This window comes from Cupriavidus sp. KK10 (genome assembly GCF_018223725.1).
GTDB classification, from domain to species: domain Bacteria; phylum Pseudomonadota; class Gammaproteobacteria; order Burkholderiales; family Burkholderiaceae; genus Cupriavidus; species Cupriavidus necator.
Genome location: NZ_CP073678.1, coordinates 1,287,525 through 1,299,003 on the forward strand (window position 1 = coordinate 1,287,525; position 11,479 = coordinate 1,299,003).

Here is an 11,479-nt window from a genome sequence, read left to right on the forward strand (position 1 = left end):
GGCGGTGAGCATCGATCATGAATGCTGCTTCTGAGGATACCTTGCCCGACGCTTGCAAAAGACCGTGCGGAAGTCTGTTACCGAGGTGAAGCCGACATCTGAATGGCCGGGCGAAGCCGAGCGCGAGAGGCCGCAAGTGGCCGGCTACCGCCGTTGCACGCCACGCTGTCCGTCGCAAGGCATTGGCGGGGAGAAGAGCGTGACCCGGGTGCATGGCAATAAGGTCCGATAACGGTGCCTTATGGCGAGTTGGCGAGCACCGGGGCAACGTTGTTACTGCACCTACGCCGCCTAACGGATAGCTCCGACTAGGCGTCGCCATCGGGAACCGCATGACCTTGGTCCCGCAAGGCCTTCGTCCAGCGCTTGATGCGTGCACGCAGTCGTCCCTGTGCAGCTTTTTCTATCGGCATGTCCTGGACGCGGCTGAGCGCTGCGCGCGGCGAAACATAGCCGTATTGAATTAGGGCCATACAGAAGACGCGGTCCTTGTCGCGATCCGCTACCGCCTTCGCCATAAAGAGGTCAACGACGTCCAAGCAATAGCCAACCCGTCCATTCGTGCCCGCCGTCTGGATGCGCTGCAGGCGGCGTTGCCATCCGGCCGGCAGGCAGGCGGTCTCTGGCCCGACGCCCTGCGCGTAGTAACCGTACGTCTCGTGAAAACGCGAGCCTTCTCCGATGGCCGCGTCAATCGCATCCGCCTTGTCGATGGCATTGAGCGGGTAGATGTCGGCCTCCGCAGACATCGTGAAAACTGCCGGCGGGTTGGGGATCGGCCCTAGGATCGATTGGCTGCCAACGACAACGAACTCGTATTCATTCGTGATGTCGGCCGCGGCCCGAATGATGTGTTCCAGATCTTCCCGGTTCATTCCTGATCCCCGATCACAACGCCTTTCTTCAACGCCTGGATCTGTGCAAGCACCTCCTGCCGAAGGGCGTCGGGTAGAACAGCCGGCAGGGGAGAGGCTTGGCGAAGCTCTTGAGCACGTCGAGTTCGGCCAAGCGCCTTGCGCCACGACCGGTTCGCAAGAATCGTTTCCCACTCGGACCAAAGTGAATCAGACCGTGAGTCTCCCTGCGAGCGCCATCGCCTGAGCACCTCTTGGGCCCGGCCCAGTAGGGCAGGATCCTCATGAATCATTCGGATCGCCTCCTTGTGCAGCGCCATGCTCTGCAAATCCTGAGCTTGATGGCGGCTGGGATCCGTCGTCACCATAACTTGCACCTGCGGTCTGGTACGCTTGGACGAGGCGGCTGCTGAATTTGCCGGCGGCGGCTGGAAGGTGTCGCTGACCAGCAGGGCGAGATCCCCGGCCACGCCGAGGACCGACATGACGCGAAGGTAAGTGCCCATCGTCGGCGCGGGGTCGCCTGCCTCAACGGCAGCGAGGGTCGTCCGGGAGATGCCAACGCGCTTGGCCATCTCGACCGTGCTGAAGTTCTGGGCCTTCCGCAGACGCTTGATGCGGTCGCCGAGTTGCAGCAGCAAGTGACGTTCTAGGACGGAAGTAGTATCAGTGAAGGCTGGCATATGTTCAGTATTCTAGTCAAAATATGGAAATTAGACTAGTTTGTTGAACATCATCGCGTCATCGTCAGTTTGCGTTGTTGAGGTGGGACGCTGGCAAGCCTCACGATGGCCTGGTGGGTCGGCGACCGCCGCCAGAAGTGAGCGGGGTCGCGCCAGCACGCGCTGAGCAACGAGGACGCGTCGCCAAAGAGGTCGAGCCCAAGGGAATAGCAACAGGACTTTCGGACCTCCACGCCGCATACGGTCGGCCTGGCATGCACAGCGGCATATCAGCGGGGCCTAATCTGCAATTTCACGATCACGAAATTATTGGCGGCAGCGGCAGCGGCGGCGGGCTGTATGGTGCAATGGATTGGAGCGCAAAGGTCGGTCTGCATCTGAGATGCAAGCCATAGGGTCGTGCGATGCCAGTACCTGGCCGCTTTGCTGAAGTCATGACCCCTTGGTGGGCCTGAGAATTCCACATTGCGGCCCAACCTATTGCACCGTGACGCTCTTTTCTGAGCGAGGACTCCTCTGTAGAGGACCACAGCGACACGCGATTTGAGGGCGGGAGTGGCCGGAACGAGGACGCGCGCATGCCGTAAAAGTCGGAATGAGGCCCAACGCAAAGTCTAGAATTTATGCGCCGATCTGCCGCAGCAAACCGGAACCATCCCCCATGTGACCCAGACCTGGCAGGTGACGGCCGGCTACTACTATGACAACGTCAAGCAAGTCGCCAATCCGGTTACCAATGCGCTACTGGGCAATATCGCCAATCCATGGCAGGTGCAGGTAATCAACAACTACTACCTGTCGAAGCGCACTAACCTCTATCTGACTACTGCCTATGCCAAGAACGCGTCCCTGAACTTCGATACCTCTGTCGGTGGGCTGGGAACCGGCTACTACCTCGGGGCAGGGAAGAACAGCATGTCTGGCGCGGCGCTGGGTATCAGGCATATCTTCTGACGCGTGGCAACCGGCCTTACTGACTCACCGACTTCAGCATCGGCGATTGGATATCGTTGTAGGCTGCGGTAGTCATCGGCAAGCCAATCACGATGCTGGTCCGTTCATTGAACGGCCGCGGGGACAGGACCAGCATCGGATGCATATCCTTCAGTTTGACCCAATCAAGCACGGCAGCGAATCCATGGTCACGCAACGCATCGGCGCGGAGGCTATCTAATGGCGGGCAAGCTATGGGTGCCTGAGCGACGTGACATCATCTGGATCGACTGCAATCCGCAAGGTGGCCGTGAGACCTGGAGACAGGCTCCCTTGGAGGTATTTGCTGCGGCTTGTGAGCAACTAAACCAGATCATTGCGATCGCAGAGTGACCTGATAGGGGTCCGCCTGCCGTCTTGGTCCGTCTCAATTGTTCAAGCGGTAAGCAATACTTGTACGGTTACCGATTGTCCAAACATTGTCGACCGGCAAAGCGTGGATGTTCTGCCTAGCATGATTGTGTGCCTTAACGTTGATACGCTTGGCAGGCCAGCCATTGCCTCGACGAAAGTCATGCTGACTTAAGGTTCGGTCAGCGCCGCCGACAACCATGAACTAAAGCTTTCGGACAACCATCCCGGCCAACCGGCCAAGATAGTTGTCGCTGGGCCGGCCGTCCTGCTTGACGCCCTGGGCGTTGCGCTGGCCGAGGAATGCGCCCATGGCTGTGCCGGTGAATCCAAAGGCCGCAGCCCGCCCAGATAGAGCACCGTGCAGAGCCAGCGACAGCGCGCCGCATGCCTTTCCCGCGCGATCGTAAGCGTCAGCGGAACCCATCTGGTGAGGCAGGAGCAGCGATGAGAAGGTAGCGGCTTCACGGTATAAGGAGTGAAGCGATGGCCGAGCATCGAGACGGCAGTAGTGGACACGAAGGGACGAGGTATTACCGGCATGATCAAGCCTTCTGGCGGGAGATGGTGGCGCAGTGGAACAATAGCGGGCTGGGCATCCGCGCTTTCTGCCGGCAGCATGGCCTGGCGGTCAGCACCTCTGGCCTGTGGCGCAAGCGCGTGGACCACGACCAGCCGGCTGTGATGCCTCTGACGGTGACCGCCGACACCGCGTTCATCGCGGCGGCCACGGGCACAGCACCCGCCGTGCAAGCGGTGGGAGCCTGTCAGATTTCTTGTGTGTTGAGGTCATGAGACGATATCGAAAGAAACGCCCTTATGACCGAAACAAAAAGCATGACCAAGAAGAGCAAGAAATCGAGCGCGCCGAAGCTGTTTCCGGATGAGTTGATCGATCAACTACTGGCTCAGGTACAGAACAAGGACGCCGAGTCGATTCTCGGTGAATCAGGCTTGGCCGGCCTGCTCAAGAAGCAGTTGGCCGAGCGTATGCTTGCCGCCGAACTGACGCACCATCTGGCCAGCGAGGCCAAGCAAGGCAAGAGCGGCAATCACCGCAACGGCAGCAGTGCAAAGACCGTCATCACGCCCAACGGCGAGCTGGAACTGGACATTCCGCGCGACCGGCAAGCCACCTTCGAGCCGCAACTGGTCGCCAAGTACCAACGCCGGCTGTCCGGCTTCGACGACCACGTAATCAGCATGTATGCACGCGGGATGAGCGTGCGTGAGATTCAGGGCCATTTGCAGGAACTGTATGGGCTGCAGGTCTCGCCCGACCTGATTTCCACCATCACCGACGAAGTGCTGGCCGAGGTCGAACAATGGCAGCAGCGCCCGCTGGAGGCGATGTACCCCATTGTCTACTTCGACGCGCTGCGCCTGAAGATCCGCGACGAAGGCACCGTCAGGAACAAGGCGGTGTACCTCGCGCTGGGCATCCGCGCCGATGGGCGCAAGGAAGTCCTCGGCCTGTGGATCGAGCAGACCGAAGGCGCCAAGTTCTGGCTCAAGGTCTTCAACGAACTGAAGAACCGCGGCCTGGAGGACATCCTGATCGCCGTGGTCGATGGCCTGCGCGGCTTCCCCCAGGCCATCGAGGCCGTCTACCCGGCCGCGCAAATCCAGACCTGCATCGTCCACCTGATCCGCAACTCGCTCAACCTGGCGAGCTGGAAGGATCGCAAGGGCCTGGCGGCCGCACTCAAGCCGATTTACCAGGCTGCCACGGCCGATGCCGCTGCCACTGCGCTGGATGCCTTTGCCGGCAGCGACTGGGGCCGCAAATTCCCGACGGTGGCCGACATGTGGCGGCGGCAATGGGAGCAGGTCATCCCGTTCTTCGCCTATCCGCCGGAAGTGCGCAGAATCATCTACACCACTAATGCCATCGAGAGCATGCACATGCAGTTGCGCAAGATCGTCAAGAACCGGGGCCACTTCCCCAGCGACGAAGCCGCCAGCAAGCTGCTGTACCTGGCCTTGCGCAACATCGAGAAAGATTGGAAGATGCCGCCCATCACCTGGAAACAAGCGGCCAACCAGTTCGCCATTCTCTTCGGTGACCGCTTCACCAACGCCCTACGCTGAGATTTAATTAACCGACCTCAGCACACAGAATTCCTGACACCTCCAGCGGTGGCCGACATCGCGCCATCGAGGGGGCGTGACCATGTAGTGATCGCACTGGCCGGCGCGCGCATCGAACTCACCGGCGCGCATGCCGTGCGCATCGTACGCTTTGTGCTCGGGCAACTGGGAGGCGGACGGTGCTGATCACCGGCGATGTGCGAGCCTTCATCTACCGCGATACGGTCGACATGCGCAAGTCCATCGACGCTCTGTCATATCTGGTGCAGCCGCTGCTAGGACAGAACCCGTTGTCGGGTCACCTGTTCGTCTTCGTGGCCGCGACCGCTCGAAGGTCAAGATCCTCTACTGGGACCGTACCGGCTTCGTGCTGTGGTACGAGCGACTCGAGCGCCGCCGCTTTCCCTCGCTGGCGGCGTTGGCCCAGGGCGGCTTCTCGCCGGCCGAACTGAACGCCTGGCTCGAAGGCATCGAGATTCCGGCGCAGCGGCGCCACCCGACGAGCGCGCTGAAGTTCGCCGATCTAGAACTCGGTGCGCATCGATTTCTTTATCGCCGCATACCTTTCAAGGGTCTCTTTCCGCGCAACGTCGTGCTGCACGATCGGGGGTGGATAGTTCTCCCCAAGCTTCACCCCCGCTGTAGCCAGCACATTCACCGGCGCCGTCCATGGCGCATGGATGTACTTGTCCGGCATCTGTGCCAGCACCGGCAAGTACTTGCGGATAAATCGCCCCTGCGGATCAAATTTCTCCGATTGCATGACCGGATTGAAGATACGGAAGTACGGCTGTGCATCGCAGCCCGTTGATGCAGCCCACTGCCACCCGCCGTTGTTTGCCGAGAAATCGAAATCATTGAGCTGGTCGGCGAAATATTGCTCGCCGCGTCGCCAGTCGACGCCGAGGTCCTTGACGAGAAAGCTTGCAGTCACCATCCGTAGACGATTATGCATGTAGCCGCTCTGGCGGATCTGCAGCATCGCGGCATCGACCAGCGGATAGCCGGTCTGTGCGTCGCACCATGCCTGAAAGTATCTGTCGCCCGTGACAGAGTCGACCCAGCGCAGCGCATCGTATTCGGGGCGGAAAGACTTTCCGTCGGCCACGCGGGGATGGTGGTGGAGGATCATGAAATAGAAGTCGCGCCAGATCAGTTCGGACAGCCAGACGGCCGCGCCGGCGCTTTTGCTGCCGCCGCGCAGTACGGCGTCGAGCGCGGCTCGCGCCAGCGTGCGGATCGAGATCGTGCCGAAGCGCAGGTGTACCGACAGGTAGCTCGGGCCGCGCAGCGAGGGAAAATCTCGCCGGTTGCCATAGTCGCCGATGCGGTCGATGAATTCGTCGAATAGTGCACGGGCGCCATCACTGCCAGTGGGCATCGCAATCTCGGCGAGATTGCTGACAGCGAAGCCGAGATCGTCCAGCATTGGCGAAGCCTTTTGATACTGGCGGGGCACCGGTGCCAGCGCGCCCAGATACTTGTCGACTGGATACGGTCGAAGGTCGAACGGCTGCACTCCGCGTAACCACGCATTCTTGTACGGCGTGAAGACGCTGAACGGCTGGCCCTGGCCGGTCATGAGCTCGTCAGCCTCGAAGATAACCTGGTCCTTGAATGTGAACAGCACCCGGAAGTCGGAAGCCAGTGCCTGACTTACGGCCGTGTCACGCCGCTTCGCCGCAGGTTCGTAGTCGTGGTTCGTAAAGACGGCTTCTGCATCGAGTTCGGCCGCCAGCCGAGGAATGGCATCGCGCGCGGTATCGTCAAGCACGATCAGGCCACCGCCCGCATCGGTCAGCGTCCTGCGTAACGGCTCTAACGACCTCAGGATGAACTCTACACGCCGATCGACCTTGCGTCCGCGGGCAATCAGCGGGTCAAGGATTTCGCGATCGAAGACAAATACGCACCACACTTGGCGGCAGTGCTTGAGGGCATAGTGCAGCGCTGCATGGTCGTCGGCGCGCAGGTCGCGCCGGAACCAGACTAGGCCACGCGCGAACTCCCGGTCGATCCGGTAGGGCATGCGTCTGGTGCCAGCTGTTTCAGAGGCAGGAGAAAGGGGTCTCGGCATTGCTGTAATTTAGTCCCATGGAACGTTGTGGCACAGCTCCATTTGCGGGTATCGCCTGCGCCGCATCTTGGCTGCTTTTGACATCATACGTTCCATATCTTCATCGGGGCGTTAATGGGATGGACGCCCCTCCCCGTGAAGGTACATGAGTGCAAAACTGGTGAGCATGGCAATCTCTCAAACAGGAGCATCCCTCATGCAGGTCACGACGATTGGCATCGCTTTGGCGAAGAATGTGTTTCAGATCCACGGTGTGAATGAGCTGGGCAAAGCGACGTTGAGAAAGCAGCTCAAGCGTGCCCAGGTGGCCGAGTTCTTTGCGACTCTGCCGCCGGGCGTGATTAGGATGGAGGCGTGTGGCAGCGCGCACCACTGGGCTCGAAAGCTGCAGAGCTTCGGTCACACGGTGCGGCTGATGGCGCCGCAGTTCGTCAAGCTGTATGTCAAGACGAACAAGAACGATGCGGCCGATGCCTAGGCAATCTGCGAAGCGGTAGCACGGCCGAACATGAGGTTTGTGCCGATCAAGTATGTTGAGCAGCAGGCGGTGTTGGCGCTGCATCGTGCGCGTCAGGGCTTCGTGAAAGCGCGCACCTCGCAGGCCAACCAGATTCGTGGTTTGCTGGCCGAGTTTGGATTAGTAGTTCCCCAGGGTATCGGGAGTATTGCCAGGCAGGTGCCGGAGTTGATCGAGGATGCGACCAATGAGTTGCCAGGCTCGTTCCGTCTGCTCGTCCAGCGGCTGCTGGAGCATCTGAAGGATGCTGGAGCGTCAGGTCGACGAAATTGGCGCGCAGGTCGAGGCATGGCATCGGGATAACGAATTGAGCGGCGAAGAGGTCGGAGGCTATCGATGGGCGCGACGGACGGGATTTCTTGGCGGTCGCCGTGGTTGCGCTCTTCCGCCAGTGGCGGCGCCCCCGTTCCAGGCCAAGCCGTTACGCCGAAATTGAAATGCAATTAATCGCCAAGCTTCGCCTGCAGCCATCAATCGCTGGGCGCCGGCGCGGTGCCCGGATGCTCTTAGCGCCCGCTCCCTTGGAGGCCTCCCCAACTTATATGAACGCGCCCCGGCAGATCGCTCGGTCACGACCCTGCTCTTACCGGAGGGGTACTGAGGGTAACGGAAGTGGAGCGGATCAGCGACGAGCTAGTCGCGCGGTCAGGGTCTCGACCATGGCCACGATCATGGCGCGGTCCGGGCTGCTGACCTTCGTCAGTAGCCGGGCGAGATGGTTGGCCTGATCGCTGGAGCGGGTGCTGGCCCCGGTCAGCAGTTCCGAGGTGTCGCACTGGAAGATGTCAGCCAACTCGGCCAGGCGCGCGATCGTGGGCATGACGACGCCACGCTCCATTCGGGAGACCGCCTCGTTGCCAATCCCCAACCGTTCCGCCACCTGTTCCTGAGTGAGGTTGGCTGCTATGCGGTGCCTGGCAATCGCGTGCCCCACCACAACAACCAGTCGGTCTATCTCCGTTCTGCCCATGCTATCTCCATATCAACCGATATGGTAGAGCATCATCTTTTCTGTATGAAGTGCTTTACGAGTTGAGTTTCCACGAAGGCCAGCCGTTCGCCGGGGTGGACGACCGGATCGCTGCGCAGGCCGATTGGGATGCCGTCGTGCGTGAACGGCTTGACGGCCGTGAGCGAGGCATCGAGCTTGAGCGTGTCCCCGATCGACGCACCCTCATGCACCAGATCCCCGGCACGCGTGGCCGGAATGAACAGGCCGCCTTCATCGGCGGTGATCCGGCCGCGCCGCCTGACGCGCCACAGGCTGGTGGCCGCGGGTGCCCGATGCAGCGGCGCGACGGCCTGGTGCATTGCCAGCACGTGGCGGTCGCGCGAAGAACCGCCAATATCGTTGCGCTCCAATGCTGTGGTCACTGGCAGCACGATATCGGCATGGCGTGCCGTGGCCGTCCACCAGATGTCCTGCACAATCACCGTTTGCGGTCGTGCCCAGGCATCGCGCCGGTTGCGCGCCACGCATCGCCACATAGGGCAGCGTGACGCTCACGCCCGAGGCCATCGAGCCGACAGGCAGCTGGCCGCTGGTGCGGGCGGGGCCGGATTGCTGGCGCAACCAGTCACCGATGATGGGCATGGGAGGACTCCTGTTCAGTCGATTCAATGTGAGCGATGGCGGCGAATGCCTGATCGAGGTCGGACATTAGATCGGACACGGCCTCCAGGCCGATATGCAGCCGAATCACGGTGCCGTGCGATGACCAGTCGCTGATGCTGCGCGCGCGGCGCATGTCGGCGAGTACCGCCAGGCTTTCGAAGCCGCCCCATGAGGCACCGATGCCGAACAGCTGCAGGTTGTCGACAAAGCGTTCGGGCGCCACCGGCGCCTGCGAATGCAAGGTGAAAGAGAGCAGGCCATTGGTGCCATGGCAGTGGCGTTGCCACAGCGTGTGATTGGGATCGTGCGGCAGGGCAGGGCAGAAGACCTGTGCGACTTCGGGGCGATCGAGCAGCCATTGCGCCACCGCCAATGCGCTTTCCTGATGTTGCGCGAGACGCGCGCCTAGGGAGCGGATCCCGCGTTGGACCAGATAGGAATCGTCGGGGCTCACGGCCATGCCGAAGGAGTCGGACATCGTCGCCAGTGGTTGCCAGGCGGCCTCGGTGGTGCAGACCGTGCCCATCATCACGTCGGAATGGCCACACAGGTACTTGGTGGCGGCCATCAGGGAGATATCGGCGCCGAGTTCCAGCGGGCGATACAGCAGACCCGATCCCCAGGTGTTGTCGGCGGCGACCAGTGCGCCGTTTGCATGTGCGCGTTCCGCCAGCGCGGGCAGGTCGCACATTTCATAGACCAACGAGCCGGGGGCTTCCGCATAGACCAGCCGCGTTTCCGGGCGCAGCTTCGCATCGAGGTCGGAGCCGTCCGCCGCATAGAAGTCGGCAGCGATGCTGTGCTGGCGCAGGAAGCCGTTGGCCAGGTTGCGCACTGGCTCATAGACGCAGTCGGGTAGCAGCACATGCTCGCCGGGGCGTACATAGGCTAGGATCGTCATCGCCGCCGCAGCCAGCCCCGACGGGAACAGGCGTGTGCGATAGCCGCCTTCAAGCATCGTCACCATGTCTTCGAGCGCGAAGTTGGTGGGGTTACCGCGCGCACCGTAGGTGAACAGGCGCTCGGTATCGCGACGCGCGCGCATCTCTCGCTGCTGGGCAACGGATTCGAACAGCACGGTGCTCGCACGCACCACGGCTGGGTTGACCGGTTGGCCGCCGGACACAGCGGATATGCGCCCGGCATGGGCAAGGCGTGTTGGGAGCGCTTTCGTCATGGTTGGCCTGTGGGGTGGCTCACGATTGTGGGAGACGTCGCAAGGTTCGTGCCTTCCGTTAGTCGACATGAGCGCCGGACAGCTTGACGATCTGCGACCAGCGGGAGATGTCCTGATTGAGCTGTACGGCGAATGCTTCGGAGCTGTTGGCTATGACGTCGCTGCCGCTGTCGCGGATGGTCTTCACCACGTCGGGCATCTGCAGCACCTGCACGATGGCACGATTCAGCAGCGCCACGCGCTCGGGCGGCGTGCCGGCCGGCACGAAGAAGCCGTACCAGTCCTCAAAGCGTGCATTGCGATAGCCCAGTTCTTCAAGGGTCGGCACCTTAGTGAATACCCCGAGACGACGCGGGCTGGTGACGGCTAATGCCCGCATGCGGCCAGTCTGGATGAAACCGGCCACCGACGAGGTGGACGTGATCAGCACATCTACCTGTTCGCCGAGCAGGTCGTTGATGGCCGGCCCGGCACCTTTGTATGGCACATGCTGCAGTGAGACCTTGCTGTCCTTGTCAAGCACCGCGCCCACAAGGTGCGACAGCGTGCCGTTGCCGGGCGTGGCAAAGGTGATCTTCTGCGGCTGCGCCTTGGCCTGTGCTGCCAGTTCCTCGAACGACTTCCAGGGGGCGTTGGTGGAGACGACGATAGCCAGCGGCGCAGCGTTGATCTGCGTGACCGGAATGAACTGCTTGATCGGGTCGAAGCCCGGCGCGCGATAGAGCGTCGGGTTTACGGCCATGATCGATACCTGCGACGTCAGCACCGTATAGCCATCGGGCTTCGACTCCGCCACATAGCGCGTGCCGATATTGCCGCCGGCGCCGCCGCGGTTGTCCGTCACCGCGCTCTGGCCTAGCACTTGTGACAGCCGCGCGGCCACCACGCGCGTCACGGCATCATTGCCGCCGCCGGCGGGAAACGGCGACACGATGCGTAGCGACTGCGACGGATAATCGTTGACCGGCGCCAGCGGCTGCGCCGTGGCGGCGCCGAACATGGTGAAGGTGAGTGCTGCAACCAGAAGCTGCGGAAAGCGTGATGACATCGGGCGTGACATGGGGCGACCTCGTTCTCTTTTGGCAGGTTTGTCGTGGCGGACTTGCAGGTTCGGGTGGGAA

At 61.7% G+C, this 11,479-nt stretch carries 9 protein-coding genes and 4 pseudogenes; 5 read left to right on the forward strand and 8 right to left on the reverse strand.

Annotated features, from left to right (window positions below; genetic code table 11):
* Positions 1–308 precede the first annotated feature (308 nt).
* On the reverse strand, positions 309–875 hold the full coding sequence (locus tag KB879_RS37395) for a DUF6036 family nucleotidyltransferase (RefSeq protein ID WP_153956677.1): 567 nt from the start codon (positions 873–875) through the stop codon (positions 309–311).
* Positions 872–1,537, reverse strand: coding sequence for a helix-turn-helix transcriptional regulator (locus tag KB879_RS37400; protein ID WP_153956678.1), 666 nt, complete (start codon positions 1,535–1,537; stop codon positions 872–874). The genes KB879_RS37395 and KB879_RS37400 overlap by 4 nt, the downstream gene beginning before the upstream one ends.
* 663 nt (positions 1,538–2,200) lie before the next feature.
* Between KB879_RS37400 and KB879_RS37405 the strand changes: the two genes are divergently transcribed.
* Positions 2,201–2,491 carry a hypothetical protein gene (locus tag KB879_RS37405; protein WP_153956679.1) on the forward strand — a complete coding sequence of 97 codons (291 nt, stop codon included), beginning with the start codon at positions 2,201–2,203 and terminating at the stop codon, positions 2,489–2,491.
* A gap of 52 nt (positions 2,492–2,543) precedes the next feature.
* Here KB879_RS37405 and KB879_RS37410 read toward each other — a convergent pair.
* Positions 2,544–2,648 (reverse strand): annotated as a pseudogene (locus tag KB879_RS37410) (type II toxin-antitoxin system PemK/MazF family toxin); the annotation flags it as partial.
* A 719-nt stretch (positions 2,649–3,367) separates the two neighbouring features.
* On the opposite strand from KB879_RS37410, the gene KB879_RS37415 reads away from it, so the two are divergent.
* The 3 genes and pseudogenes from KB879_RS37415 to tnpB all read left to right on the forward strand — a co-directional run.
* Complete coding sequence (locus tag KB879_RS37415) at positions 3,368–3,676, forward strand: hypothetical protein (RefSeq protein ID WP_249221408.1); 309 nt, start codon at positions 3,368–3,370, stop codon at positions 3,674–3,676.
* Positions 3,677–3,718: 42 nt separating this feature from the next.
* The gene (locus tag KB879_RS37420) at positions 3,719–4,972 is read left to right on the forward strand and encodes an IS256 family transposase (protein ID WP_211980211.1); all 1,254 of its coding nucleotides are present in this window, start codon (positions 3,719–3,721) and stop codon (positions 4,970–4,972) included.
* A gap of 230 nt (positions 4,973–5,202) precedes the next feature.
* Positions 5,203–5,399 (forward strand): annotated as a pseudogene (tnpB, locus tag KB879_RS37425) (IS66 family insertion sequence element accessory protein TnpB); the annotation flags it as partial.
* A gap of 96 nt (positions 5,400–5,495) precedes the next feature.
* On the opposite strand, the gene KB879_RS37430 reads toward tnpB, so the two are convergent.
* Positions 5,496–7,049: a deoxyribodipyrimidine photo-lyase gene (locus tag KB879_RS37430; RefSeq protein WP_211982917.1), complete on the reverse strand. Its 1,554-nt coding sequence runs from the start codon at positions 7,047–7,049 to the stop codon at positions 5,496–5,498.
* Between the two features lie 196 nt (positions 7,050–7,245).
* Here KB879_RS37430 and KB879_RS37435 point away from each other — a divergent pair.
* Positions 7,246–7,879, forward strand: a pseudogene (locus tag KB879_RS37435) (IS110 family transposase); the annotation flags it as partial.
* A 309-nt stretch (positions 7,880–8,188) separates the two neighbouring features.
* Here the strand turns inward: KB879_RS37435 and KB879_RS37440 are convergent.
* From KB879_RS37440 to KB879_RS37455, 4 genes and pseudogenes are all read right to left on the reverse strand, one after another.
* Complete coding sequence (locus KB879_RS37440; protein ID WP_153956682.1) at positions 8,189–8,536, reverse strand: helix-turn-helix domain-containing protein; 348 nt, start codon at positions 8,534–8,536, stop codon at positions 8,189–8,191.
* Between the two features lie 308 nt (positions 8,537–8,844).
* Positions 8,845–9,012: pseudogene (locus tag KB879_RS39960) on the reverse strand (molybdopterin-dependent oxidoreductase); the annotation flags it as partial.
* A 131-nt stretch (positions 9,013–9,143) separates the two neighbouring features.
* Positions 9,144–10,358, reverse strand: coding sequence for a cystathionine beta-lyase (metC, locus tag KB879_RS37450; RefSeq protein ID WP_211982921.1), 1,215 nt, complete (start codon positions 10,356–10,358; stop codon positions 9,144–9,146).
* 58 nt (positions 10,359–10,416) lie between these two features.
* Positions 10,417–11,418 (reverse strand): Bug family tripartite tricarboxylate transporter substrate binding protein, encoded by a 1,002-nt coding sequence (locus KB879_RS37455; RefSeq protein WP_371827438.1) that lies wholly within the window; start codon positions 11,416–11,418, stop codon positions 10,417–10,419.
* Positions 11,419–11,479: the final 61 nt, after the last annotated feature.